This window comes from Quadrisphaera granulorum (assembly GCF_003149145.1).
GTDB lineage: Bacteria > Actinomycetota > Actinomycetes > Actinomycetales > Quadrisphaeraceae > Quadrisphaera > Quadrisphaera granulorum.
Genome location: NZ_QGDQ01000001.1, coordinates 283,776 through 309,424, shown reverse-complemented (window position 1 = coordinate 309,424; position 25,649 = coordinate 283,776). Strand labels below are relative to the sequence as shown.

Below are 25,649 nucleotides of genomic sequence, written 5' to 3'. Positions count from 1 at the left end.
GTGCCAGGGTGAGGGGCATGGACACCAGCAAGGCTCCCGCCAGCCTCGACGCCGAGCTCCTGCGCCAGGTGGCGCGCGGTGAGAGTCCGTTCCCCCACGACGTGCTGGGCGTGCACCAGGCTGACGACGGCACCATCGTCGTGCGGACGGTCCGTCCGCTCGCCGAGCAGGTGGTGCTCCTCACGCCCGATGGCAGCCGCACGCCCTTCACGCACGAGGTCGAGGGGATCTGGGCCGCCGTCATGCCCGGTGACCAGGTCACCGACTACCGGATCGAAGTGACGATGCCGGGAGAGGAGCCCGTCGTCGTCGACGACGGCTACCGCTTCCTCCCGACGCTGACCCCGTTCGACCTCCACCTCATCTCCGAGGGCCGCCACGAAGACCTGTGGACCGTGCTGGGCGCTCACGTGCGCCGCTGGCCGGGCACCATGGGCGAGGTCAACGGCACCTCGTTCGCCGTGTGGGCGCCGCGGGCGCGCGCCGTGCAGGTGGTCGGAGACTTCAACGGCTGGGACGGGCGCCAGAGTTCGATGCGCTCCCTGGGCGGCTCCGGCGTCTGGGAGCTCTTCGTGCCCGCGGTAGGCGTGGGCACCCGGTACAAGTTCCGCATCCACACGCAGTCGAGTGGCTGGGTGGAGCGGGCCGACCCGATGGCGCGCGCCACGGAGGTGCCGCCGCTGACCGCCTCGGTGGTCACCGAGTCGAACTACACCTGGAACGACGAGGAGTGGCTGGCGCAGCGCGCCAGCACCGACGTCATCACCTCGCCCATGAGCGTGTACGAGGTGCACCTGGCCTCCTGGCGCCCGGGCCTGAGCTACCGCGAAGCTGCCGACCAGCTGGCCGAGTACGCCTCGGCCGCCGGCTTCACCCACGTCGAGCTGCTCCCCATCGCCGAGCACCCCTTCGGTGGCTCGTGGGGCTACCAGGTCACCGGCTACTACGCGCCCACGTCGCGCCTGGGCACCCCGGACGACGCCAAGTACCTCGTCGACAGGCTGCACCAGGCGGGCCTCGGCGTGATCCTCGACTGGGTGCCCGCACACTTCCCCAAGGACGAGTGGGCCCTGGCGCGCTTCGACGGCGAGCCGCTGTACGAGTACCCCGACCCCCGCAAGGGTGAGCACCCCGACTGGGGCACCCTCGTGCCCGACTTCGGCCGCCCCGAGGTCCGCAACTTCCTCGTGGCCAACGCCGTGTACTGGCTGCAGGAGTTCCACATCGACGGGCTCCGGGTCGACGCCGTCGCCTCGATGCTCTACCTCGACTACTCCCGCCAGAGCGGGCAGTGGGTGCCCAACCGGTTCGGCGGTCGCGAGCACCTGGAGGCCATCGAGTTCCTCCAGGAGGTCAACGCCACCGCCTACAAGCGAGTCCCCGGCATCGTCATGATCGCCGAGGAGTCGACGGCGTGGCCGGGCGTGACGCGCCCCACCGACGCCGGGGGCCTCGGGTTCGGTCTGAAGTGGAACATGGGCTGGATGCACGACTCCCTGCGCTACCTGGGAGAAGACCCGGTCAACCGCAGCTGGCACCACGGCGAGATGACGTTCGCCATGGTCTACGCCTACTCCGAGAACTACGTGCTGCCCATCAGCCACGACGAGGTCGTGCACGGCAAGGGCTCCCTGCTGCGCAAGGCTCCGGGAGACCGCTGGCAGCAGGTGGCCACGCTGCGCGCCTTCCTGGCGTTCATGTGGGCCCACCCCGGCAAGCAGCTGCTGTTCATGGGCCAGGAGTTCGGCCAGGAGGCCGAGTGGTCCGAGGGCCGCGGGCTGGACTGGTGGCTGCTCGACCAGCCGCTGCACGCCGGCGTGCTGGAGTGCCTCACCGAGCTGAACCGGCTCTACAAGGAGACGCCGGCGCTGTACGAGCTCGACACCGACCCGGCGGGCTTCTCCTGGATCAGCTCCGACGACTCCGCGCACAACACGTTCTCGTTCATCCGCTGGGACACGCAGCGCCGCCCGCTGGTGTTCGTCGTGAACTTCGCCGGTGTCCCCCACGAGGACTACCGCCTCGGATTCCCCGGCGCCGGCCGCTGGACCGAGGTCCTCAACACCGACGACAAGACCTACGGCGGCTCCGGGGTCACCAACGGCGGCACCGTCGAGGCCGCCGCCACGCCGCACTGGGGTCAGCCGGCGTCAGCGCTGGTGCGGATCCCGCCGCTGGGTGCCATCTGGTTCACGCCCGAGGAGTGGCCTCCGGCCGAGGGCCTCACGCCCGTTACCGCCGCGACGGACGTCTCCGAGGCCGTCGCCCGCGAGACGGACGACGCGACGCTCGACACGCTCGTCGTCGCGGCAGACCCGCCGGAGTTCCTCAAGAACGGCGAGGAGTCCGACGAGGCCGTGGCCAAGATCACGAAGGCTGCGGCCCCGAAGTCTGCGGCTCCCAAGGCAAAGGCCCCCCGGACCAGGACCCCGAAGGCCAAGGCAGAGACGGCCGCGGCTTCCGGGGCCAGCACTCCTGAGGCCAGTACTCCGGAGGCTCCTGCTCCCGAGGCTGCCGCGTCAGAGGGCTGAGCGAGCGCTGGCGGCCGTCCTCGGTCGAGGACGGCCGCCAGCGCCGTCAGTAGCCGTCAGTAGAGGGCGGCCGCCAAAGCCCGACGGGCGGCTGCGGTGCGCGGGTCGTCAGGTCCGACGACCTCGAAGAGCTCCACGAGGCGAGCGCGCACGCGGTCGCGGTCGTCTCCGAAGTTCGCGCGCACCAGCGCCACGAGGCGCGAGAAGGCGCCCTCGGCGTCACCGGCGAGCACCTGGTGGTCCGCGGCGAGCAGACCCGCATCGACGTCGCTCGGAGCGGCGTCAGCGGCAGCCAGCGCAGCGGACGCTGTCGAGCCCCGGGTGCGGCGGCGCAGCTCGATGCTCGCGAGCCCGACGGCGGCTTCGGTGTCGGCCGGGGCGTCCGCGAGGGCGCGCCGGTAGGCGTCGGCGGCGGCGTCGAGATCTCCGCGGGCAATGGCCTCCCGCGCCTCCGCGTGCAGCGGGGGCAGCGGCGGCTCGGCGGGGGCGGGCGCCTCGTCGTCGTCCTCGGCACCGGTGGGCACACGACCGGTGACCCCGTTGGCTGCGGCGACCTTGAGCAGCTCGTCGAGGACCTGGCGCACCTGCGCCTCGGGGTAGGCACCCTGGAAGAGGGGCACCGGCTGCCCGGCGAGCACCGCGACGACGGTCGGGACGGACTGCACCTGGAAGGCCGCGGCGACCTGCGGGCTCTCGTCGACGTCGACCTTGGCCAGCAGGAAGGCGCCGGCGTACTCCTCCGCCAGCCGCTCCAGCACGGGCGAGAGCTGCTTGCACGGGCCGCACCAGGTGGCCCACAGGTCCACCACCACCGGCACCTGGGCCGACAGCTGGACCAGCGAGGAGAAGTCGGCATCCGTGACGTCGACGACGACGCGGGAGGCTCCTGCGGGCGCTGCTGGCGCCGTCCGGGCGGGTGCTCCCGCGGGGGGTGCCGCCGGTGGCGCAGCGGGGGCCGGGGCGGCGGGGCGCTGGGCGCGATGGGCCAGGCCAGAGAGGTCGACAGCGCCGCGCAGGTTGAGGCGCGGGCCGGGGCGGCTCGCCGGGGTACTCATGTCCCCCATCCTCCCCCAGGCGCCCGAGCAAGCTGTCAGCGGACCGTGACGCCCGTGGTGCCGCGCTGTCCGGCCACCAGGGCCACCCGGCCCTGCTCCTGGCCCTGGTCCTTGCCCTGGTTCTTGCCCTGCCCCGTGCCCTGGGCCGGCACGTGGAGGACGACGACCTCCGCCGTCGACACCTCCAGCCCGTGCGGCGCGGACGCCGCGCCCGCCAGCGCCGCCAGGTCGGGCGGGAGCGACTGGCTGACCCCGACGCCGCGCGGCGTGAAGGTGCGCGTCCCCGACAGGACTCCGACGACGAGCGCGCCGCCGTCAGCGGTGCGCAGTGACCACAGCCCTGCGTCACGCGGGGTGTGTGCCGCGGAATAGGCCATGTACTGCGAGACGCCGTCGCGCTCCGCCTGCTGCTCGGCGAGGACCTGCGCGCTCAGCGCATCGGGCGCCATGGTGGCGGCCGCGGGTGAGGCGCCGCCGTGGGTGAGCATGTCGGCGTAGCCCGCCACCGCCTCGGCCGGTGTGGCCACCAGACCTGATGCGTCAGCGGCCAGGGGCTGCGCGGCGCCGTCCTGCTGGATCAGGTCGGGCAGCGTCGCGCCGGGCAGCAGCGTGGCGCACGCGACCACGCGGTACGGGTCGCGCGGGCCGTCCTGGACGAGCACGGCCACCTGGGGCACGGCCCCGCCGCCGGGCTGCAGCGCGACGAGGAACCACCGGGGCCACTCCCCCGCGGGTGGGACGGCCGTCAGCAGTCGTTTCCCGGTGAGCGAGGCGGGCTCCGGGCTCGTGGGCACCCGCTCGCGCACGGTGAGGGCAGCTCGGCGCACCTCGAGCACCGCGCCCCCGTAGCGACTCTCCAGCGCGGCGGGCTGCACCGCGGCGACGGCACGCAGCACGCGAGTCACCTGGGCCTGGCTGACCGCAGGCGACGCCTCCCGGGGGCTCGCCGCGGAGGAGACGGGCTGCATCGAGACCGCGGAGCATCCGGTCAGGCCTCCCATGAGGACGGCGAGGACGACGACGGCGAGTAGGGCAGCTCCCGCCCACCAGCCCCGCGTAACGCAGGCCCCCGCTCCCCGGCGGCGCCACGAGATCACCGCGCAGCCCTTCGGCGTCCGGCCGGTCGGCGCACGACCAGCAGCACGGCCGCGGCACCGGCAAGCACACCGGCGGCGAGGAGGCCCCATGCGAGCACCGGCACCGAGGATGAGGTCCACGTCAGCTCGACGCGTGAGGGGGCCGCGTCAGTGCCGTTGGTGGCGACGAGCACCGCGTCAGCCAGCGGGCCTGACGGCGCGGGGGCCGCGAGGACGAGCTCGGCGCGGCCGCTGCCGCTGGCCTCCGCCATCCACAGGTCGCTTCCCGACGGGTCGGGCGCGGGGGCGGAGCCGTCGGTGCGCTGGACGCGCACACCGCCGCCGTCGTCGAGCCCCGAGGCCGTGGTGAGGGTGGCTCCACGGGCCCACGCGGCGACATCGCCGGCGCGGCCCTGCGCGACCACCACGGCGCCCTGGCCGTCAGCGCTCACGGTGACGGGTCCACCGTGGGCCGCCAGGAGCGCCGGTTCGAGGACGACGAGGGGTGTGGCAGCCCCGGGCACCGGCGGCACCAGTGCGGACGTGGTCGCCGCTGGCCGGAGGACGGTGGCCAGCAGGGCCCCCGCCACCAGCAGCAGGACGGCGACGATGCCGACCGCGGCGGCGGGGCGCGCTCTCACTGACCGCGGCCTGATTCACCCTCGGCGCGCTCCACGGCGGCCTCGAGCCTGTCGAGCTTGCCCTGGAGCTCGCCCGAGCGGCCGGGGCGGATGTCGGCCTTGAGCACCAGGGAGACGCGCGGGCTCACCGCGGCGACGGCGTCGCAGGCGCGCCGCACGACGTCGAAGCACTCGTCCCACTCGCCCTCGAGGGTGGTGAACATGGCGTCGGTGCGATGCGGCAGGCCGCTGGCGCGGACCACGCGAACGGCTGCAGCCACGGCGTCGGTGACGGAGCCGTCGGGATCACTGGCGGCGGTCGGTGCCACGGAGAACGCGACGAGCATGCGCCCACGGTAGCGACGCGGCCCGCTGCGCGTGGGTGGTTACCTCAGGGGTGTCAGCGCCGGGTCAGCGAGGACGACGATGCGCCCGGGCGCGCCAGCACGAGCGGTGCCAGTGCCGTCGCTCCGAGGGGCCCACGCCGGGCGGTGCGTCAGCGGGCCACGCGACCACGTGGGCGGTGCCCGGCGGGATGAGCTGCTCGCACCCCGGGCACCGGTAGGGCTTGAGCGCAGCCGCACCGGGCACGGCGCGCACCAGCCACTCGCCGTCGGCCCCGCTCTCCGCCGTGGCCCAGCCCACCGGACGCGGCGCGGGTCCGGGTTCCACCGGACCACGCCGGCGGGGCAGACGACGGCGCGGCACCGCACCATCATCGGGCCCTGCACAGGGGCCGGCGTCAGGCCCATCATCGGGGCCGGCGTCGGGCCCGGTGTCAGGCCCAGTCCTGTGTCACCGACTAGCCTGCCCGCTCGTGCGCTTGGTCATCGCCCGCTGCTCGGTCGACTACGAAGGTCGTCTCGATGCCCACCTGCCCCTCGCGACGCGGCTGCTGCTCGTCAAGGCCGACGGGAGCGTCCTCGTCCACGCCGACGGCGGCTCCTACAAGCCCCTGAACTGGATGAGCCCGCCGTGCACGCTGGCGGTGGAGCCCGCGACCGGTCCCCACGCGGAGGCGGGCGCTGTCGAGGTGTGGACGGTGAAGGCCTCCAAGACCGAGGACCGGCTGGTCGTCGCCGTCCACGAGGTCCTCCATGACTCCACGCACGAGCTGGGCACGGACCCCGGCCTGGTCAAGGACGGCGTGGAGGCGCAGCTGCAGAAGCTGCTGGCCGAGCAGGTGGAGCTGCTCGGAGAGGGCCACCAGCTCGTCCGCCGCGAGTACCCCACGGCGATCGGCCCCGTTGACCTGCTCGTGCGCTCTCCCCGCGGCGGCACCGTGGCCGTCGAGGTCAAGCGGCGCGCGGAGATCGACGGCGTGGAGCAGCTCACGCGGTACCTGCAGCTGCTCAACCGCGACCCGCTGCTCTCCCCCGTCGAGGGAGTGCTCGCCGCACAGGAGATCCGGCCCCAGGCCCGGGTGCTGGCCACCGACCGCGGGATCCGCTGCCTCGTGCTCGACTACGACGCGCTGCGCGGCGTCGACGACGTGGAGTCGCGCCTGTTCTGAGGGCTGGTGGCGCGAGCTGCGCTGACGCACCATGTGCGGGTGAGCGGCGTCGCGGTCGGCAGCGCGTGGGGCACCTTCGCCCTGTCCCTGCTGATGCTCGGAGTTCTGGTGCTGGCGCTGCGCTGGACGTTCTCGCGAGGCCACTCGCTCGTGACCAAGAAGCCGCGCACCGGGCGGGCCAGCGAGTACGGGTTGCTCGTCGTCGTCAGTGAACCAGGGACGTTCGTCGAGGCCGAAGTGGACCGTCAACGCCTCGAAGCGGCGGGCGTACGCGCCACGCTGGCGCCCACCACCGACGGTCCGCGGGTGCTGGTCTTCCCCGAGGACGCCCGGGTGGCCCGGGCCCTGCTCGACGCCGCTTGACGTCTCCCCAGGGCGCTAGGGGCGACTCAGAGCGCCGGGCGGCCCTCCGGGGAGCCCGGAGGAGCCGCCTCGAGCCACGAGATGAACCCTGTGGCCGCGTCGGAGGTCATGCCGAGCTCCAGACAGGCGCCCCGGTGGGTGCACCGCACGACGACGTCGCCGGGCTGCAGCGATACCGACTCCTCAGCGCTCGGCGCACGCCGACCCACGACTTCGAGGTCGGTGCGCGCCCACGTCGAGCGTGGCCCGGGCCTCAGCGAGATCACACCCCACCACTGCACGTGATGGCTGCCGAACCTGCCGATGCCCGAAGACCATGCCCGCCCGCGGCGCCGCACCGAGCACTCGAAGCTGCCCGGCACGCTGACAAGAGCACGACGCCGCAGCGCGACCCCCAGGAGCAGGAGCCCGAGCAGCACCAGCACCGACGCCGCGGCGATCGCGGCGTCCAGGAGGAGGACGTCGAGGGGCACTCCCGTCAGCTGGCTGTCAGCTGCTGGTCAGCGTCAGGCCCGCTCGCCCACGCGAGCGCGCTCAGCCACGACGAGCACGGTGTCGTGCTCGACCGAGAGGAAGCCGCCGTCGACGTGAGCGGTAATGCCAGCGGCTCCACCGACACCGTCCACCCGCACCTCACCCGCGGCGAGCACCGCGAGCATGGGCTCGTGGCCGGTGAGGATGCCGATCTCGCCCTCGAGCGTCCGGGCGAGGACCATCGTGGCCTCGCCCGTCCACACCTCGCGCTCGGCGGAGACCACCTGCACCTGCAGGCTCACTCGCCGGTCTCCTTCTTGATCTCAGCCCACTTCTTCTCGACGTCCTCGATGGAGCCGACGTTGAAGAAGGCCTGCTCGGCGACGTGGTCGTACTCGCCGTCAGCGATCATCTTGAAGGACTCGACGGTGTCCTTGAGCGGCACGGTCGAGCCGGGCACGCCCGTGAACTTCTCGGCCATGTACGTGTTCTGGCTGAGGAACTGCTGGATACGGCGCGCGCGGTTGACGACGACCTTGTCCTCCTCGGACAGCTCGTCGACGCCGAGGATCGCGATGATGTCCTGCAGCTCCTTGTTGCGCTGGAGGATCTGCTTCACGCGCGTCGCGGTCTGGTAGTGGTCCTGCCCCAGGAAGCGCGGGTCGAGGATGCGGCTCGTGGAGGTCAGCGGGTCCACCGCGGGGTACAGACCGCGGCTGGCGATCTCGCGGGAGAGCTCAGTGGTCGCGTCAAGGTGGGCGAACGTCGTCGCCGGGGCCGGGTCGGTGTAGTCGTCAGCGGGCACGTAGATCGCCTGCAGCGAGGTGATCGAGTGGCCGCGCGTGGAGGTGATGCGCTCCTGGAGCACACCCATCTCGTCGGCGAGGTTGGGCTGGTAGCCCACCGCGGACGGCATGCGGCCGAGCAGCGTCGACACCTCGGAGCCGGCCTGGGTGAACCGGAAGATGTTGTCGATGAAGAGCAGCACGTCCTGGTTCTGGACGTCGCGGAAGTACTCCGCCATCGTCAGAGCGCTCAGGGCGACGCGCAAGCGGGTGCCCGGCGGCTCGTCCATCTGGCCGAAGACCAGCGCGGTCTTGTCGAAGACGCCGGCCTCCTCCATCTCACCGATGAGGTCGTTGCCCTCACGGGTGCGCTCGCCGACACCCGCGAACACCGACACACCGCCGTGGTTCTGGGCGACGCGCTGGATCATCTCCTGGATCAGCACGGTCTTGCCCACGCCGGCGCCGCCGAACAGACCGATCTTGCCGCCCTGCACGTACGGGGTCAGCAGGTCGATGACCTTGATGCCCGTCTCGAACATCGTGGTCTTCGACTCGAGCTGGTCGAACGCCGGCGCCTTGCGGTGGATGGGCCAGCGGTCGGTGATCTCGAGGGTCTCGCCCTCGGCGAGGTTCAGCGGCACGCCGCTGACGTTGAAGACGTGACCCAGGGTGACGTCGCCCACGGGCACCGAGATCGGGTTCCCGGTGTCCTTGACCTCCATGCCGCGCACGAGGCCGTCGGTGGGCTTCAGGGCGATGGCGCGCGCCTGGTTGTCACCGATGTGCTGGGCGACCTCGAGCGTCAGCGAGGTGGCCTCGCCGAGCAGGGTGTAGTCGATGGTGAGGGCGTTGTAGATGTCGGGCATCCCGTCCGCCGGGAACTCGACGTCGACGACCGGTCCGGTCACCCGGATGATGCGGCCGGTCGCCGGGGCTGCGGCGGAATGGGGGCGCTCGGTGGCGATCGCGGTCATCTCGGTGCGGTCCTCTCAGCGGACGAACTAGGCGGTGGTCAGCGGGCCGAGGTCATGGCGTCAGCACCGCTGACGATCTCGGAGATCTCCTGCGTGATCTCGGCCTGGCGCGCCTGGTTCGCCAGGCGGGTGAAGTCCTTGATGATGTCGTCGGCGTTGTCGCCGGCGGCCTTCATCGCGCGCTGGCGAGCAGCGTGCTCGCTGGCGGAGGCCTGCAGGAGCAGGTTGAAGATGCGGGCGCTGATGTACCGGGGCAGGAGCGCGTCGAGCACGGTCTCGGGGTCCGGCTCGAAGGAGTACAGCGGCAGCACCTCGTGCGACGGGGGCGCCTCGACGCCTTCGACGACCTCCAGCGGCAGCAGGCGCAGTGCCTGCGGCTCCTGCGTCACCATCGACAGGAAGCGCGTCGAGACGATGTGGATCTCGTCCACGCCGCCCTCGGCGCCACCGCGCTGGAACGCCTCGACCAGGGTCTCGCCGACCTCGTCGGCGATCTCGTAGGTCGGCGACTCGGAGTTCCCCGTCCAGGAGGCCTCGATGTCGCGACGCCGGAAGCGGAAGTACGTGACGCCCTTGCGGCCGAGCACGTAGAGGACGGGCTCCACGCCGCGCTCGCGCAGCGTCACGATGAGGCGCTCGGCCTCCCGGAGCGTGTTCGAGGAGTAGGCGCCTGCCATGCCGCGGTCACTGGTGACCACGAGCACCGCCGCCCGCTGCGGGTTCTCCCGCTCGGTGAGCAGCGGGTGCTCGGCGTCGGTGTAGGTCGCCACGGCGGAGACCGCGCGGGTCAGCGCCCGGGCGTAGGGGCTGGAGGCCGCGACGGCCTGGCGCGCCTTGGCGATCCGCGACGTGGCGATGAGCTCCATCGCGCGGAAGATCTTCTGGATCGACTTGGTCGACTTGATGCGACCGCGGTACTCACGCAGCTGACCGGCCACCGGTGCCTCCCCTCGTCATCGTCGTCATCGTCAGGGCGAACACGTCAGGACTTCTGCCGGACGATCTGCTCGTTCTGGACGTCGTCCAGTGCGCCTGCAGCCGCGCCGTCGTCAAGGCCGCCGCCCTCCTCGGAGGTGCGGAAGGTCGCGTTGAACTCGTCGACGGCCTTGTTGAGGGCGGCCACCGTGTCGTCACCGAGCTGGCCGGTTTCCCGGATGGTGCCGAGCGCGATGTCGTGGCGACGCAGGTAGTCGAGCAGCTCGGACTCCCAGCGGCGCACGTCCGCGACGGGGATCTTGTCCATCTTGCCCTTGGTGCCGGCCCAGACGGACACGACCTGCTCCTCGACCGGGTAGGGCGTGTACTGCGGCTGCTTGAGCAGCTCGGTCAGGCGCTCACCGCGGGCCAGCTGGTTGCGGCTGGCGGCGTCGAGGTCGGAGGCGAACAGCGCGAACGCCTGCAGCGAGCGGTACTGGGCCAGCTCGAGCTTGAGCGTGCCGGACACCTTCTTCATCGCCTTGATCTGGGCGTCACCACCGACGCGCGACACCGAGATGCCGACGTCGACGGCGGGGCGCTGGTTGGCGTTGAAGAGGTCGGACTGGAGGAAGATCTGCCCGTCCGTGATGGAGATGACGTTGGTCGGGATGTACGCCGAGACGTCGTTGGCCTTCGTCTCGATGATCGGCAGACCCGTCATGGAGCCGGCGCCGAGCTCGTCGGAGAGCTTCGCGCAACGCTCCAGCAGCCGGGAGTGCAAGTAGAAGACGTCACCCGGGTACGCCTCGCGGCCCGGCGGGCGGCGCAGCAGCAGCGACACGGCGCGGTAGGCCTCGGCCTGCTTGGACAGGTCGTCGAAGATGATCAGGACGTGCTTGCCGCCGTACATCCAGTGCTGGCCGATGGCCGAGCCGGTGTAGGGAGCGAGGTACTTGAAGCCGGCCGGGTCAGAGGCGGGCGAGGCCACGATGGTCGTGTACTCCATCGCGCCGGCCTCCTCGAGGGCGCCGCGCACAGAGGCGATCGTGGAGCCCTTCTGGCCGATTCCCACGTAGATGCAGCGGACCTGCTTCTTCGGGTCGCCCGAGTCCCAGTTGGCCTTCTGGTTGATGATCGTGTCGAGCGCGATCGCCGTCTTGCCGGTCTGGCGGTCACCGATGATGAGCTCGCGCTGGCCGCGGCCGATCGGGATCATCGCGTCGATGGCCTTGATGCCGGTCTGCAGCGGCTCGTGCACCGACTTGCGCTGCACGACCGTGGGCGCCTGCAGCTCGAGGGCGCGGGTGCCTTCGGCCTTGATCTCGCCCAGGCCGTCGATCGGGTTACCCAGCGGGTCGACCACGCGACCGAGGAAGGCGTCGCCAACGGGCGCCGACAGCACCTCACCCGTGCGGTGCACCGGCTGACCGGCTTCGATCCCGGCGAACTCGCCCAGGACGATGGCGCCGATCTCGCGCTCCTCGAGGTTCAGCGCGAGGCCCAGCGTGCCGTCCTCGAAGCGGAGCAGCTCGTTGGCCATGGCGCCGGGCAGGCCCTCGATGCGGGCGATGCCGTCACCGGCCTCGGTGACCGTGCCGATCTCCTCACGGGAGCTCCCGCCGGGCGTGAAGGAGGAGACGAAGTCCTCCAGCGCGCCGCGGATCTCCTCAGGCCGGATCGTCAGCTCCGCCATCGTTTGTTCCTGCTCCCTGATCGTCAAGTGGTACGTGGTGTGGAGAGGTCGTGCGTCGTCTATCAGTGTCCCCGCTGGAGCGAGGTCAGCCGACCACGCGCCGACGGGCCGCCGCGAGGCGGCTGGCGGTGGTCGCGTCGAGGACCTCTCCGCCGACCTGCACGCGCAGGCCGCCGAGCACCTCGGGGTCGACGTCCACCTGGACCTGGACCCGCTTGCCGTAGACGCGGGTGAGCCCCGCGGCCAGGCGCTGCCGCTGCACCGCGGTGAGCGGCACCGCAGCGGTCACGACGGCGAGCAGACGCGAGCGGCGCTCTGCGGCAGCCTCGAGGAGGTCCTCGAGGGAGGCCGCGACGCGGCGACCGCGGGGGGCGGTCACCACCTGGCGCACCAGCGCCGTCGTCGTGGGGTCGGCGCGGCGGGCCAGCAGGTCATCGACCAGGGCTCCCCGCTGCGCCGGGGTGGCACGGCCATCGTCGAGGGCGGCCGCGAGAGCACGGTCGCCGGCGACGAGGCGCGAGAACCGGAACAGCTCGTCCTCGACGGTGTCGAGCACCCGGTCGGACTCGGCGCCGGCCAGCATGGCCTGCGTTCCGAGCGCCTCGAGGGCGTCGCCCAGGTCACGCTGCTCCGACCACCGCGACCGCACCAGGCCGGAGACCACGTCGAGCGTGGGACCGGAGACCTGGCGGGCCAGCAGCTTCTGGGCCAGCGCGGCCCGGTCGGTCTCGGTACGCGTGCTGTCCGTGAGGGCGCGGCGCAGCCCGACCGAGGAGTCGAGGAGGCCTGCCACCGCGTACAGCTCCTGCCCGAGGGCCGAAGCACCGCCACGAGCCAGGAGCGGCTCGAGCCGATCCCGGGCCGCGGCGAGGGAGTCTCGCGAAGCGCCGCGCATCAGCGGCTCGTGCCCCGGCTGGTGCTCGGAGCGGCCGGCTCCGCGGGGGCCGCGGTGGCGCGGACCTCCTCGGGCGAGGACTGCTCGAGCTCGGTGAGGAACCGCTCGACGATGCGCGACTGGCGCGCGGAGTCGGTCAGGGACTCACCGACGATGCGGCTGGCGAGCTCGGTGGCCAGGCCACCCAGCTCGGTGCGCAGCGACGTGACCGCCGCCTGGCGCTCGGCCTCCACCTGGCGACCGGCTGCCTCCGTGATGCGCTCCGCCTCGGCGGCGGCACGCTCACGCATCTCAGCGATGATCTTTGCGCCTTCAGCGCGCGCCTCCTCACGGATACGCGCGGCCTCGGCACGCGCGTCGGCGAGCTGGGCGCGGTACTCCTCCAGCGCCGCCGCTGCTTCTGCCTGAGCCTTCTCGGCCTTCTCCATGCCACCCTGGATGGCTGCCTGGCGCTGGGCCAGCATCGTCTCCAGACGCGGCACGGCAACCTTGTAGGCGACCACCAGGAGGACGATGAAGCAGATGGTCCCGGCAATGATTTCGCCCGGGTGCGGGATGACCGGGTAGGCCGTGGCCCAGAAGCCCTCTTCCGCGGTCAGGACCGGTGTCATCGTCACTCCTCCTAGGAGTTCCAGCGAGGCGGCGTCAGCCGCTGAAGACGAACGCGAGGGCGATGCCGAAGATGGCGAACTGCTCACAGAGCACGAAGCCGAGGATGGCGATCGTCTGGAGCATGCCGCGGGCCTCGGGCTGGCGAGCAACACCGCTGACGTACGCGGCGAAGATCAGGCCGACGCCGACGCCGGGCCCGATGGCCGAGAGGCCGTAGCCCACGATCGCAAGACTGCCGGTCATTGTTCCGTTCCGTTCCTCTCGTGGTTCCGCACGGCGGCTGCCGGCGGAGTGGTGGGTCTAGTGGTCGTCTGCGTAGACCTCGGCGATGTACAGCGAGGTCAGGAGGACGAAGACGTAGGCCTGCAGGAACGAGACAAGGATCTCGAAGGCCGTGATGAAGAAGAAGATGGCGAAGGTCGGGACGGACACGACCTTCAGGAAGGCTCCACCGTGGAGCAGCATGAACTCGCCGCCCAGCGCGAACAGCAGCAGCAGCGTGTGACCGGCAAACATGTTGCCGAACAGACGTAGCGCCAGCGTGACCGGCCGGATGACGAGGAAGGTCAGGAGCTCGAGGACGAACACGACCGGCACCGCGAACACCGGCAGACCCGGGGGCACGAGGTGCTTCAGGAAGCCGATGAGGCCGTTCCGGCGGACGTGCGCCACGAGGTAGACCGCCCAGACCGCGACTGCCAGCACGATCGGGAAACCGATGCGGCTGAAAGTCGGGTACTGCACCAGCGGCGTGATGCCCATGACGTTGTTGACGAGCACCAGCGTGAAGATCGCCAGAAGCAGGCCAAGGTAGGGCCGCACATGGGCAGCGCCAATGACGTCGCGGCCGACCGAGTTACGTACGAAGCCGTAGACGCCCTCGAGCGCCCACTGCCCACGTCCCGGAACGAGCGTCAGGCGACGAGTGCCCAGCACGAGTACCAGGCAAATGGCCGCCGTCGTCAGCACCATGAGGAACATGGGGCGGGTGATGGCGAATCCGCCGTCACCGATCAGGGGCTGCCAGAAGTCGGCGGGACTCGGGGGCACGAAGCCCGCTGAAGTCGGCACACCGATCATCCGTGGGCATCCTCTCGGTCGAAGTGCGGCCGGGTGGGTGCGATGACGCGCGGGCTACGACGTCCGCGCCCTTGAGCACCACCTGCATGAGCGGGAACACCGTATCGGACTGCCAGAGCCCGCTCGTCCGCCCGGGTCACCGAGGTCACCGGCGTCACCGACCTGCGCCGCGATCTGCGCCGTCTGCCGCGGGCTGCTCCTCGAACAGGAGGGTGCGGACCTTGGTGAAGGCGACGATCTGCCCGACGGTCCACGACAGGGAGACCGCGCACGCCGCGACGGCGAACGCCACCGGCGAGAGCCACGTCGCGTCACGGAAGACGATGAGGAAGAGGCCGAGCAGCAGCACCACGCTCATGTAGCTGACCATGGCGATGCCCAGCACGATGACGGGCTCGAGGTGGCGGACCCGCTGGAGCACGACCACGCTGGACGCAAACGTGAGTCCCACCAGCAGCGCAGCGGTGACGGCGCCCACTGCGCCGCGGCCACCGTCGAGGATCGTGAACACCACCACCGCGACGACGGCGAGGGCGGCGGCGGGCAGCGAGCCGCCCAGGAGCATGGCGCGGTAGGGGTCCTGCGGGCGCGAGGCCTGCACGGGTGTCTCCAGACGTCGGTGGCGGGTGGCGCGGCGATCCTAGCCGCGCGGCGTCGGCCCTCCGGTCGGCGCGGACGCCCGTTCGGGGCTCCCCTCCTGGTCTGTGGGGGTCTGGGGACGTGACGCACGCCTCACCCGATCGGACGCACCGGCGCCGGGTCCGCCACGGCGTTTGAGCAGCACCGGCCCGTGCGTGCGCGACCGGCGGCGGGCAGGTCCGAGCGTGACCACCACTGCCACCGCCAGCGCGACACCCCACCCGGGCAGCGCGACGTGCAGCGGCACGAAGGCCGGCGAGATCGCCCCGAAGGAGACCACGGCCGTCCACAGCCACAGCACGAGCACGGCGCGACCGTGCGTGTGTCCCAGTGACAGCAGCCGATGGTGCAGGTGGAGCTTGTCCGCGGCGAACGGTGACTGCCCTGCGAGCATGCGTCGCACGACGGCCAGGACGAGGTCGGTCAGGGGCAGCAACAGCACCGCGATCGGCAGGAGCACCGGCAGCAGCAACGGTGCCACCTGGGCGCCGGTGACCTGGCCCAGGGCCGCCGGGTCGAACCTGCCGTTCACCGAGACGGCGGAGGCCGCGAGCAGCAGGCCGATGAGCATGGAGCCCGAGTCGCCCATGAAGATGCGCGCGGGGTGCACGTTGTGCGGCAGGAAGCCCAGGCAGACGCCCACGAGCACCGCGACCGTCATCGACGCGAGGTTGGCGTAGTTGTCGGTGCTCACCGAGCGCGTCAGCAGGTAGGAGTAGACGAAGAACGCCGCTCCCCCGATGCCGACGACGCCCGCGGCCAGCCCGTCGAGCCCGTCGACGAAGTTCACCGCGTTGACCGCGACGACGACGGCGAGCACGGTCACCGTGAGCAGCAGGCCGCCCGACCCGACCACCAGCCCTCCGCCCCAGGGCAGTCCCAGCAGCTGCACGCCCTGCCACGCCATGAGACCGGCCGCGAGGACCTGCCCGGCGAGCTTGGTCAGCGGGTCCAGGCCCCACACGTCGTCGGCGACGCCCAGGAGGCTGACGATCGCGGCGGCGCCGAGCACTGCCCACGGCTGGCGGGAGTCGCTGAACAGGTCGGACAGGAACGGCATCTGGCTCGCGGCGGCGAACGCCACCGCCACCCCAGCGAGCATCGCCAACCCACCGAGCCGCGGGGTGGGCACGGAGTGGACGTCGCGGTCCCGCACGGGGCTCAGCGCACCGGCGCGCTCCGCCATCCGGCGCACCAGGGGCGTCGCGAGGTAGGTGGTGCCCGCCGCGATGAGCAGCAGGAGCAGGTACGCCCTCACCCGGTGGGCTCGTCGTCGTCCTCGACGGGGGCCACCGCCCGCAGCGCGGCCGTCGAGACGGCGCCGCGGCGCAGCACGCGCAGCTGCTCTCCGGTGGCGTCGACGATGGTGGAGGGCGGGGCGTCGGTGCGGGCCGGCGATCCGTCGTCGAGGTAGGCGGCCACCACGTCGCCCAGCTGCTCCTCGGCCTCGGCGGCAGAGGTTGCCGCGGGCCTGCCGGTCTTGTTGGCGCTGCTCACGGCCAGCGGGCCGGTCGAGCGCAGCAGCTCGCGCACGAGGTCGTGGTTAGGCACGCGCACCGCCACGGTGCCGCCGGTGTCTCCCAGGTCCCAGCGCAACGACGGTTGTGCGCGGCACACGAGGGTGAGGCCTCCCGGCCAGAAGGCCTCCGCGAGCGCGCGGGCCGTGGCCGGGACGCCCGCGGCGAGGCCGTCGAGGACGGCGACGTCGGAGACGAGCACCGGCGGCGGCATCGCCCGGCCGCGCCCCTTGGCGGCCAGCAGGCGGGCGACCGCCTCGGGGTCGAACGCGTCGGCGGCGATGCCGTGCACCGTGTCCGTGGGGAAGACCACCAGCTCGCCCCGGGCGAGGGCGTCACGGGCGTGGCGCAGGCCCGCCTCGCGGGCAGCGGGGTCGGTGCAGTCGTAGCGGCTGCTCACGCCGACCAGTGTGTCACTGCGCCGCGGCGAAGCCTGGCGGCGCGCTAGCCGGCAGCTGGCTGAGCGAGGCGGGCGCTCGTCGCGCGGGGGCGGCCGGTGGCGTCGTCGTGAGTGGTCGCGCCCACCCAGGTGGGCGCGACCAGCAGCGCGCGGAGCGCGGCGCCCTGCACCTCGGCGTGCTCGACGACGACGAATCCCCCCGGCCGCAGCAGCGCCGCAGCTCGGGCGAGCACGCCGCGGGGCACGAGCAGGCCGTCGTCCCCACCGCCCCACAGGGCGAGGGCTGGGTCGTGGTCGCGCACCTCCGGCTCGCGGGGCACCGCCCCCGGCGGCACGTACGGCGGGTTGGAGACGACGACGTCGACGTCGCCGTCCAGGTCGGGGATCACCTCCGGCGACGTCGCGTCGCCGGCCACGAGCCGCACCCGATCCCCCGCGCCGCCGTCCTGGGAGTGCCCCTGGACGTTGCGCTGGGCCCAGGCGCGCGCGGCCGGGTCGAGTTCGACGGCGACGACGCGCGCGGTCGGCACCTCGTCGGCCACGGCCAGCGCAATGGCGGCCGAGCCGGTGCACAGGTCCACCACGAGCGGCGAGCGGCCGGTGGCCGCGACCGCGGCGGCGGCCTCGACGGCCAGCCCCGCGGTGGTCTCCGTCTCGGGCCGGGGCACGAAGACGCCCGGGCCCACCAGGAGCTCGAGCCTGCGGAACGGCGCCGTCCCCAGGAGGTGCTGCAGCGGCTCGCGCGCCTCGCGTCGGGCGACCAGGGCCGCCAGCTCCCCCGCCTGCTCGGGCGCCAGGGCGGCGCCTCGCAGTGCCGCGGCCCGCAGTTCCCCGAGCCCGAGGCCGAGGACGTGACCGGCCAGCAGGTCGGCGTCCGCGGCCGGCGAGGGGACGCCCGCGGCGGCCAGGCGCTGCCGGGTGGCACGCAGGACGGCCGCGAGGTCGCCGCCGCGCGCCCCAGCGACCTCGGGGACCCGCAGCTCAGGCACCGGCGTCGGCGAGGCGGGCGGCGAGGTCGGCGTCGACGCAGGACTGGACCACCGGGTCGAGGTCTCCGGCGAGCACCTGGTCGAGGTTGTACGCCTTGTAGCCGGTGCGGTGGTCGCTGATGCGGTTCTCGGGGTAGTTGTAGGTGCGGATCCGCTCGGACCTGTCCACCGTGCGCACCTGCGAGCGGCGCGCGGCCGCGGCTGACGCCTCGGCGGCCTCCAGCTGCGCGGCACGTAGGCGCGCCCGTAGGATGCGCATCGCCTGCTCGCGGTTCTGCAGCTGGCTTTTCTCGTTCTGGCAGCTCACCACCGTGCCGGTGGGGAGGTGGGTGATGCGCACGGCGGAGTCGGTGGTGTTGACGCTCTGCCCGCCCGGCCCCGACGACCTGAAGACGTCGATGCGCAGGTCGTTCTGGCTGATCTCCACGTCGCCGGCGTCCTCGACCTCCGGGACGACGAGGACGCCGACGGCTGAGGTGTGGATGCGTCCCTGCGACTCCGTGACCGGCACGCGCTGGACGCGGTGTACGCCGCCCTCGAACTTCAGCCGGGCCCACGGACCGTCGGGGCTGTCGTCACCGGAGCGGCGCTTCACCGCGACGGACACGTCCTTGTACCCACCCAGGTCGGAATCGGTGGAGGACAGCACCTCCGTGCGCCAGCCGACGCGCTCCGCCCAGCGCAAGTACATCCGCAGCACGTCACCGGCGAACAGGGCCGACTCCTCGCCCCCCTCCCCCGCCTTGACCTCGAGGATGACGTCGGAGCCGTCCTCCGGGTCGCGCGGGGCCAGCACCTCGCGCAGCTTGTCGGCGCTGGCGCGCTCGGTCTCCTCCAGTGCGGGCAGTTCCTCGGCGAAGGCGGCATCCTCCGCGGCCAGCTGACGGCCCGCGGTGAGGTCGGCGACGGCGGCCTCCCGCGCCGCCGCGGCCGCGGCCACCCGTCCCAGCTCGGCGTAGCGGCGGCCCAGCGCGCGGGCGCGCGCTGCGTCGGCGTGGACCGCCGGGTCGGCGAGCTGGCGCTCGACGTCGGCGTGCTCGGCCAGCAGCGCCGACAGGCGGTCGACAGGGGTGCTCACGAGATCTCCTGGGCGTATCGGGTCGCAGACGGGCGTCGACGAGGCGTCGACGAGGCAGGACGACGAACGCCGGCCCACCCCGCGGGGTGGGCCGGCGTCGAGGGAGCCTGCGTCAGCTCTTCTTGCCGTAGCGCGCGTTGAAGCGCGCGACGCGACCGCCGGTGTCGAGGATCTTTTGCTTGCCCGTGTAGAACGGGTGGCAGGCGCTGCACACGTCAGCGCGGATCTCGGTGCCGGGCGCGGCGCTGCGGGTGCTGAACGTGTTCCCGCAGGTGCAGGTCACGGTGGTCTGGTGGTAGTCCGGGTGGATCTCGCTCTTCACAGGTGCTCCTCGGGTGTCGGTGGCCGCCGGGTCGTGCGGGCCCCTCGGACAGGGCGCACGTGAGCCGGAGCCGGCGAGCAGTCTGCCAGCACTGCTGGCCCTGCTCACAATTGCTCATAACGCAGCGGCCCCCGCGAGACTTCCCGCGGGGGCACGCTGGTATGGACAGGCCGCTGGGTCAGTCCTTCGTCGGCACGCGGGCTGCGCCCGTCGTCGGGGTCTGGGCCTTGACCTGCATGAGGAACTCGGCGTTGCTCTTCGTGTCACGCATCTTGCCCAGCAGCAGCTCGAGCGCCTGCTGGCTGTCGAGTGCGGTGAGCACCCGGCGCAGCTTCCACATGACGGCCAGCTCGTCACGGCCAAGGAGGATCTCCTCACGACGCGTGCCGGAGGGGTTGACGTCGACGGCAGGGAAGACCCGCTTGTCGGCCAGGCGCCGGTCGAGCCGCAGCTCCATGTTCCCGGTGCCCTTGAACTCCTCGAAGATGACCTCGTCGGCCTTCGAGCCGGTCTCGACCAGCGCCGAGGCGATGATCGTCAGCGAGCCACCGTTCTCGATGTTGCGCGCGGCTCCGAAGAACTTCTTCGGGTGGTACAGCGCGGCGGCGTCGACACCACCGGACAGGATGCGCCCGCTCGCCGGGGCGGCGAGGTTGTAGGCGCGACCCAGACGGGTCAGCGAGTCGAGCAGGACGACGACGTCGTGACCGAGCTCCACCAGACGCTTCGCCCGCTCGATGGCGAGCTCGGCGGCGGCGGTGTGGTCGGAGGCGGGCCGGTCGAAGGTCGAGGCGATGACCTCGCCCTTCACGGTCCGCTGCATGTCCGTGACCTCCTCGGGGCGCTCGTCGACGAGCACGACCATGAGGTGGACCTCGGGGTTGTTGATGCTGATCGCGTTGGCGATGGCCTGCATCATCAGCGTCTTGCCCGCCTTGGGCGGGGAGACGATGAGACCGCGCTGGCCCTTGCCGATGGGGGCGACCAGGTCGACGATGCGGGTCGCCGTGATGCCCGGCTCGGTCTCCAGACGCAGCCGCTCGTTCGGGTAGAGCGGCGTCAGCTTGTTGAACTCCGGACGGCGACGCGCCTCGTCGGGCGACATGCCGTTGATGGTGTCGAGGCGCACCAGGGCGTTGAACTTCTGCGCGCTTCGCCCGGCGCTGCCGTGCTGCGGCTGCTGGGTCTGCTCGCCGTCGCGCGGGGCCTTGACGGCACCGGTCACGGCGTCACCCGGGCGCATCCCGGCCTTCTTGACCTGGCCGAGCGGCACGTACACGTCGTTCGGGCCGGCCAGGTAGCCAGACGTCCTGATGAACGCGTAGTTGTCGAGCACGTCGAGGATCCCGGCGACGGGAACGAGCACGTCATCGGGCGAGACCTCGACGGGGACCTCGGTCTCGAGGCCGGCCTCGGGGCGCCCACGGCGGCCTTTGCGGTCACGGTCGCGGTAGCGACCACGGCGACCGCGGCGACCACGCAGATCGTCGTCGTCGTCCTCGAGGGGGCCCTGGTCTACGCGGTCGGTGCGCTGCGGCGGCGGCGTCACCGCCGTGCGCTGCGGAGCAGCCGCGCGGTCATCCGTGCGAGGCAGCTCGCCGCGCTCACGGCGCGCCCTGTCGTTGCGCTCGCTGCGCTCGGCGAGGGCGCGGTCGAGGTCGAGGCGCACCTCCTCAGCGCGGTCGCGGGCCTCGCGCGGCGCCTGCCGCTCAGTGCGCTCGGATCGTTCGGTGCGCTCGGAGCGGGCTTCCGTACGGACTTCAGCGCGGACGTCGGGGCGCTCGGTCTCGGGGCGCTCAGTGCGGACGCCAGCGGGCTCGGCACGCGGGTCAGCGAGCTCGGCGAGCTCCGGCAGCGGCTCGTGAACGTCCTGGTCAGAGCGCTGGCGGGGTGCGCGGGTGCGACGGGCGGGACGCTGCTCGGCACTCGTCGAGGTGGTCTCGCCGTCCTGGCGCGTGGTCTCGGCCTGAGCAGGCGCCTCTGCCTGCGCAAGCGCCTCTGCCTGAGCAGGGGCCTCGGCCCGCACCTCTGCCGGGGCGGGAGCCTCGGACTCCGGGGAGCGGCGCTGACGGCGCACCCCCGTGGTGCGGGTGGTCGTGCGGGCGGTGGCACGGGGCGTGGACGCCGCGGCGCCGTCGGCCTGAGCAGCCTTGATGACGTCGAGCAGCTCGCTCTTGCGCATGCGGCCGGTGCCGGTGACGCCCAGCTGCTGCGCCAGCGCCTGCAGCTCGGGCAGTCGCAGCGCGGTCAGTCCGGTGCGTCGTGCGCCGGAGTCGGTCGCGTCGCCGGTCTCGACCGGTGCTGCGATCTCGGTGGTGTCGGTCACGAAGGTCCTTCCCCCTCGTCAGCGCCTCGGTGGACACCGGAGGCGGATCACCGGGCAGCTGTGGACAGGCCGGTGCAAGAAGCCTCGCTCGCAGGACCTGGACCGGCGTGACGACCGGCGGAGCGAGGAGGGCCCGTGGATCTCCACGGCAGGTATTGACCCTTGGATCCAGCAGAAGGCGGCGACATCGGCGCCGCGGCGCGGACCAGCAGGGCTGCCCCCACAGTAGCACCCGGTCGGAGCAGCCGGCCCGATGACGAAAACGGCAGCACCGCCATCATCCGAACAGCCGCACGCGGCCGTTCCCTCCGATGGTGTTCTGGCTACTCCATCGGCTGACGACGGCGGCAGCTGAGGATTTCTCAGGCGGTGTGCACCGCGACGTCGGCCCCGCGCCGGTCGACGCCCGGCGCGTGCACTGTCCACCCTTCATGGGCTCTCACCAGGTCTTGTGCGCGTGCAGCCGCCTCGGACGACGGGCACAGCACGAGCACCGAGGGGCCGGCACCGGAGACGACGGCGGCGTGCCCGGCGCCCCGCAGATCAGCGAGCAGCGCCGCGCTCTCGGGCATCGCCGCGGCGCGTTGCTCCTGGTGGAGGCGGTCTTCGGTGGCGGCCAGCAGCAGGTCGGGACGGCGGGTCATCGCCTCCACGAGCAGCGCGGCGCGCCCCGCGGTGTGCGCGGCGTCGCCGTGGGGCACGTGCAGCGGGAGCATCGCGCGCGCCCTCGCCGTCGACAGCTCCACCCCGGGGACGCACAGCAGCGGGACGACGTCGTCGTGGGGATCGACGCGCACCGCACGCCACGCGCCGTGCGCGCTCTCGCGCCACCCGAGCGTGAAGCCCCCGAGCAGGGAGGCAGCGGCGTTGTCGGGATGGCCTTCGAGACCGCAGACCAGGTCGAGCAGGCGCTCCGGCGCCAGCGGCTGGTCGAGGAGGGCGGACCCGGCGGCCGCGCCGGCCACCACGGCTGCCGCAGAGGACCCCACACCGCGTCCGTGCGGGACACCGTTGCAGGAGCTGACGCGCAGGTGGGGCTGGTCGGACTGCAGGACGCCGGCCGCATGGAACGCGGCCCGCACCGACCGCACGAGGAGGTTGCCCTCGCCGCCCGCGATCGACTCCGCCCCCTCGCCGCTGACCTGCACGTGCGCGCTCGGCACGCCGTTGGTGGCTCCGGGCAGCACCTCGACGTGCACCTCGTCGCGCAGACCGAGCGCCAGGCCGAGGGCGTCGAAGCCTGGCCCCAGGTTGGCGCTGGAGCCGGGCACGACGACGCGGACCCGGCGCCCGACGACGGGCGCGCTCACTCCAGCCCTCACTCCGGGCTCACTCCAGGCCGAGCGCCGCGGCGGCGGAGACGGCGTCGACGCCGACCCTGACCGGGCTGACCTCACTGCCGTCCGCCTCGCGCAGTGCCCACTGCGGGTCCTTGAGGCCGTGACCGGTGACCGTGATGACGATGCTCAGCCCGGACTCGACGAGGCCTGCGGCGTGCCGCTTGAGCAGGCCCGCAACGCCCGCGGCGGAGGCAGGCTCGACGAAAACGCCGTCCCGAGAGGACAGCAGCCGGTGCGCGGCGAGGATCTCCTCGTCGGTGACGGCCTCGATGACACCACCGGACTCGTCGCGGGCCGCGACGGCCTGCTCCCACGAGGCGGGGTTACCGATGCGGATGGCGGTGGCGATGGTGTCGGGAGCGTCCACGGGGTGGCCCTGGACGATCGGCGCGGCACCGGCGGCCTGGAAACCCCACATCCGCGGGCGGCGCGTGGCGGGGCCCGGCTGACCGTTGGTCGCAGCATCGGTGTACTGCGTGTACCCGCGCCAGTAGGCCGTGATGTTGCCGGCGTTGCCGACGGGCAGGCAGTGGACGTCGGGAGCGTCACCGAGGGCGTCGACCACCTCGAACGCCGCCGTCTTCTGCCCCTCGATGCGCGCCGGGTTGACGGAGTTCACCAGCTCCACCGGGTAGGACTCGGCGAGCTTGCGCGCCAGGGTCAGGCAGTCGTCGAAGTTGCCGTCGACCTGCAGCAATGTCGCGCCGTGCGCGACGGCCTGGCTGAGCTTGCCCATCGCGATGCGCCCGTCGGGAACGAGCACACCGCACGACAGGCCCGCGGCCGTTGCGTACGCCGCCGCCGAGGCGGAGGTGTTGCCGGTTGAAGCACAGATGACGGCGCGGGCGCCGTCGGCGGCGGCGCGCGTCATCGCCACCGTCATGCCGCGGTCCTTGAAGGACCCGGTGGGGTTGCAGCCCTCGACCTTGAGGCGCACGTCGCAGCCGGTCAGCTCGGACAGGTGGCGGGCCCTCACGAGCGGCGTTCCGCCCTCGCCCAGGGTCACTGCGGGGGCTCCCGCGACCACCGCCAGGCGGTCCCGGTACTCCTCGACGACCCCGCGCCACTGGTGCGCCATCAGCTGTCCCCTTCCACACGCAGCACCGAGGCCACCGAGGCCACGGCGTCGAGCTCCGACAGGTCCGCCACGCACCCGGCCAGGGCGGCGTCGGCGGCGGTATGCGTCACGACGACGAGCGACGCGACGCCACCGTCACCGGCAAGAGCGCCCGCCACCGACGGGCGCTGGCGCACGGTCTCGATGGAGACGCCGTGCGCGGCGAACGCCTGCGCCACCGCGGCCAGCACGCCCGGCCGGTCGGCCACGACGAGCCTGACCTGGTAGCGGGTGCGCACGGCGTCGGTGGGCAGCACGGGCAGGTCGGCGTGGCCGAGCACGCGCGGGCCCTGGCTGCCGTCCTGGCGGTGCCGCGCGAGCGTCACGAGGTCTCCCAGGACGGCACTGGCGGTGGGCCGCCCGCCGGCACCCTGGCCATAGAACATGAGGTCACCGGCACCGGCAGCCTCGACGAAGACGGCGTTGTACGCGCCGCGGACGCTGGCCAGCGGGTGGTCTCGGCTCAGCAGCACCGGGTGCACGCGGGCCTGGACGCCCTCGAACGCGGCGCCGTCGTCGTCCTGACCCGTCGTGCGCTCCGCGACGGCGAGCAGTTTGACCACCGCGCCGGCCTCGCGCGCGGCGGCGACGTCCTCCGCGGAGACGCCGCGGATGCCCTCGCGGTGCACGTCGTCCAGGGTCACCGGGGTGTGGAAGGCGAGCGTGGCCAGGATGGCGGCCTTCGCGGCGGCGTCCCACCCGTCGACGTCGGCGGTGGGGTCGGCCTCGGCGTAGCCGAGCTCCTGCGCGCGGGACACCGCGTCGTCGAAGGACGCGCCGCGGGAGTCCATCTCGTCGAGGACGAAGTTCGTGGTGCCGTTGACGATGCCCAGCACCCGCTCGACGCGGTCACCGGCCAGCGACTCGCGCAGCGGCCTGATGATCGGGATGGCGCCGGCCACGGCAGCCTCGAAGTAGAGGTCGACACCGGCGGCGTCGGCAGCGGCGTGCAGCTCGCGGCCGTGCGCGGCCAGCAGCGCCTTGTTGCCGGTCACGACGCTGGCGCCGTGCTCGAAAGCCTTCAGCAGCAGGCTGCGCGCGGGCTCCAGGCCACCGATGAGCTCGACGACGACGTCGGCCCTGGTCACGAGGCCTTCGGCGTCGGTGGTGAGCAGCTCGTCGTCGACGCCCTCGCGCGGGGTGCTCGCGTCACGCACGGCGACACCGACCAGCTCGATCGTCGCTCCGGCTCGCGCCGAGAGCTCGTGCACGCTCTCCGACCCTGCCGCCAGCGCCGCCGCCACCTGGCTGCCGACCGAGCCGCAGCCCAGCAGCGCCACCCGCACCCGCTCCACAACAGCTCCCGTCCACCGGCCCGATCACGGGTCG

27 protein-coding genes are annotated in these 25,649 nt (G+C 72.7%); 3 read left to right on the top strand and 24 right to left on the bottom strand.

The genetic code is table 11. The features are described 5' to 3' along the window. The first annotated feature begins 17 nt into the window (after window positions 1-17). Window positions 18-2,531 carry a 1,4-alpha-glucan branching protein GlgB gene (gene glgB, locus BXY45_RS23670; protein ID WP_211319131.1) on the top strand — a complete coding sequence of 838 codons (2,514 nt, stop codon included), beginning with the start codon at window positions 18-20 and terminating at the stop codon, window positions 2,529-2,531. 56 nt (window positions 2,532-2,587) lie between these two features. On the opposite strand, the gene BXY45_RS01410 is transcribed toward glgB, so the two are convergent. The 5 genes from BXY45_RS01410 to BXY45_RS01390 form a co-directional block, all read right to left on the bottom strand. Continuing rightward, window positions 2,588-3,586, bottom strand: a complete 999-nt coding sequence (locus tag BXY45_RS01410) for a tetratricopeptide repeat protein (RefSeq protein WP_109772483.1) — start codon at window positions 3,584-3,586, stop codon at window positions 2,588-2,590. A 35-nt stretch (window positions 3,587-3,621) separates the two neighbouring features. After that, window positions 3,622-4,683 (bottom strand): DUF8094 domain-containing protein, encoded by a 1,062-nt coding sequence (locus BXY45_RS01405; protein ID WP_109772482.1) that lies wholly within the window; start codon window positions 4,681-4,683, stop codon window positions 3,622-3,624. Beyond that, the gene (locus BXY45_RS01400; protein ID WP_109772481.1) at window positions 4,680-5,303 is read right to left on the bottom strand and encodes a hypothetical protein; all 624 of its coding nucleotides are present in this window, start codon (window positions 5,301-5,303) and stop codon (window positions 4,680-4,682) included. The genes BXY45_RS01405 and BXY45_RS01400 overlap by 4 nt, the downstream gene beginning before the upstream one ends. Further along, the gene (locus BXY45_RS01395; protein WP_109772480.1) at window positions 5,300-5,629 is read right to left on the bottom strand and encodes a thiamine-binding protein; all 330 of its coding nucleotides are present in this window, start codon (window positions 5,627-5,629) and stop codon (window positions 5,300-5,302) included. The genes BXY45_RS01400 and BXY45_RS01395 overlap by 4 nt, the downstream gene beginning before the upstream one ends. Window positions 5,630-5,693: 64 nt before the next feature. Next, a complete protein-coding gene (locus BXY45_RS01390) occupies window positions 5,694-5,954 on the bottom strand; it encodes a hypothetical protein (RefSeq protein WP_218566869.1) in 261 nt (86 codons plus the stop codon). Between the two features lie 145 nt (window positions 5,955-6,099). On the opposite strand from BXY45_RS01390, the gene nucS reads away from it, so the two are divergent. Both nucS and BXY45_RS01380 read left to right on the top strand, forming a co-directional pair. Further along, window positions 6,100-6,795, top strand: a complete 696-nt coding sequence (gene nucS / locus BXY45_RS01385) for an endonuclease NucS (protein ID WP_109772478.1) — start codon at window positions 6,100-6,102, stop codon at window positions 6,793-6,795. Window positions 6,796-6,834: 39 nt separating this feature from the next. After that, complete coding sequence (locus BXY45_RS01380) at window positions 6,835-7,158, top strand: hypothetical protein (RefSeq protein ID WP_245961588.1); 324 nt, start codon at window positions 6,835-6,837, stop codon at window positions 7,156-7,158. A 26-nt stretch (window positions 7,159-7,184) separates the two neighbouring features. Here BXY45_RS01380 and BXY45_RS01375 read toward each other — a convergent pair whose 3' ends face one another. From BXY45_RS01375 to BXY45_RS01285, 19 genes are all read right to left on the bottom strand, one after another. After that, window positions 7,185-7,631: a DUF2550 domain-containing protein gene (locus BXY45_RS01375; RefSeq protein ID WP_170131254.1), complete on the bottom strand. Its 447-nt coding sequence runs from the start codon at window positions 7,629-7,631 to the stop codon at window positions 7,185-7,187. 33 nt (window positions 7,632-7,664) lie between these two features. Beyond that, window positions 7,665-7,934, bottom strand: coding sequence for a F0F1 ATP synthase subunit epsilon (locus BXY45_RS01370; protein WP_109772476.1), 270 nt, complete (start codon window positions 7,932-7,934; stop codon window positions 7,665-7,667). Beyond that, entirely contained in the window at window positions 7,931-9,394 is a 1,464-nt protein-coding gene (atpD, locus tag BXY45_RS01365) for a F0F1 ATP synthase subunit beta (RefSeq protein ID WP_109772475.1), read from the bottom strand. Before atpD ends, BXY45_RS01370 begins: the two co-directional genes overlap by 4 nt. 38 nt (window positions 9,395-9,432) lie before the next feature. Continuing rightward, window positions 9,433-10,332 (bottom strand): F0F1 ATP synthase subunit gamma, encoded by a 900-nt coding sequence (locus tag BXY45_RS01360; RefSeq protein ID WP_109772474.1) that lies wholly within the window; start codon window positions 10,330-10,332, stop codon window positions 9,433-9,435. A 44-nt stretch (window positions 10,333-10,376) separates the two neighbouring features. Then, window positions 10,377-12,005: a F0F1 ATP synthase subunit alpha gene (gene atpA, locus BXY45_RS01355; RefSeq protein WP_109772473.1), complete on the bottom strand. Its 1,629-nt coding sequence runs from the start codon at window positions 12,003-12,005 to the stop codon at window positions 10,377-10,379. 85 nt (window positions 12,006-12,090) lie between these two features. After that, window positions 12,091-12,900 carry a F0F1 ATP synthase subunit delta gene (locus BXY45_RS01350; RefSeq protein WP_109772472.1) on the bottom strand — a complete coding sequence of 270 codons (810 nt, stop codon included), beginning with the start codon at window positions 12,898-12,900 and terminating at the stop codon, window positions 12,091-12,093. Beyond that, a complete protein-coding gene (locus BXY45_RS01345) occupies window positions 12,900-13,511 on the bottom strand; it encodes a F0F1 ATP synthase subunit B (protein WP_109772471.1) in 612 nt (203 codons plus the stop codon). Before BXY45_RS01345 ends, BXY45_RS01350 begins: the two co-directional genes overlap by 1 nt. Before the next feature lie 34 nt (window positions 13,512-13,545). Continuing rightward, window positions 13,546-13,755, bottom strand: a complete 210-nt coding sequence (locus BXY45_RS01340; RefSeq protein ID WP_109772470.1) for an ATP synthase F0 subunit C — start codon at window positions 13,753-13,755, stop codon at window positions 13,546-13,548. Between the two features lie 57 nt (window positions 13,756-13,812). Then, window positions 13,813-14,592, bottom strand: a complete 780-nt coding sequence (gene atpB, locus BXY45_RS01335; RefSeq protein ID WP_109772469.1) for a F0F1 ATP synthase subunit A — start codon at window positions 14,590-14,592, stop codon at window positions 13,813-13,815. Between the two features lie 154 nt (window positions 14,593-14,746). Further along, window positions 14,747-15,193, bottom strand: a complete 447-nt coding sequence (locus BXY45_RS01330; RefSeq protein WP_109772468.1) for a Cg1360 family ATP-synthase-associated protein — start codon at window positions 15,191-15,193, stop codon at window positions 14,747-14,749. Between the two features lie 39 nt (window positions 15,194-15,232). Continuing rightward, a complete protein-coding gene (locus tag BXY45_RS01325) occupies window positions 15,233-16,489 on the bottom strand; it encodes a glycosyltransferase family 4 protein (protein WP_109772467.1) in 1,257 nt (418 codons plus the stop codon). Further along, entirely contained in the window at window positions 16,486-17,148 is a 663-nt protein-coding gene (locus tag BXY45_RS01320) for an L-threonylcarbamoyladenylate synthase (RefSeq protein WP_109772466.1), read from the bottom strand. Before BXY45_RS01320 ends, BXY45_RS01325 begins: the two co-directional genes overlap by 4 nt. A gap of 44 nt (window positions 17,149-17,192) precedes the next feature. Then, window positions 17,193-18,137, bottom strand: a complete 945-nt coding sequence (prmC, locus tag BXY45_RS01315) for a peptide chain release factor N(5)-glutamine methyltransferase (protein ID WP_245961587.1) — start codon at window positions 18,135-18,137, stop codon at window positions 17,193-17,195. Then, window positions 18,130-19,215 (bottom strand): peptide chain release factor 1, encoded by a 1,086-nt coding sequence (prfA, locus tag BXY45_RS01310; protein ID WP_109772465.1) that lies wholly within the window; start codon window positions 19,213-19,215, stop codon window positions 18,130-18,132. Before prfA ends, prmC begins: the two co-directional genes overlap by 8 nt. Window positions 19,216-19,327: 112 nt before the next feature. Then, complete coding sequence (rpmE, locus tag BXY45_RS01305; protein ID WP_109772464.1) at window positions 19,328-19,537, bottom strand: 50S ribosomal protein L31; 210 nt, start codon at window positions 19,535-19,537, stop codon at window positions 19,328-19,330. Between the two features lie 178 nt (window positions 19,538-19,715). Beyond that, a complete protein-coding gene (gene rho / locus BXY45_RS01300; protein WP_109772463.1) occupies window positions 19,716-21,863 on the bottom strand; it encodes a transcription termination factor Rho in 2,148 nt (715 codons plus the stop codon). Window positions 21,864-22,225: 362 nt separating this feature from the next. Next, window positions 22,226-23,173, bottom strand: a complete 948-nt coding sequence (thrB, locus tag BXY45_RS01295; RefSeq protein ID WP_109772462.1) for a homoserine kinase — start codon at window positions 23,171-23,173, stop codon at window positions 22,226-22,228. Window positions 23,174-23,192: 19 nt separating this feature from the next. After that, window positions 23,193-24,281 (bottom strand): threonine synthase, encoded by a 1,089-nt coding sequence (gene thrC, locus BXY45_RS01290; RefSeq protein WP_109772461.1) that lies wholly within the window; start codon window positions 24,279-24,281, stop codon window positions 23,193-23,195. Further along, complete coding sequence (locus BXY45_RS01285; RefSeq protein WP_109772460.1) at window positions 24,281-25,615, bottom strand: homoserine dehydrogenase; 1,335 nt, start codon at window positions 25,613-25,615, stop codon at window positions 24,281-24,283. Before BXY45_RS01285 ends, thrC begins: the two co-directional genes overlap by 1 nt. Between the last annotated feature and the right edge of the window lie 34 nt (window positions 25,616-25,649).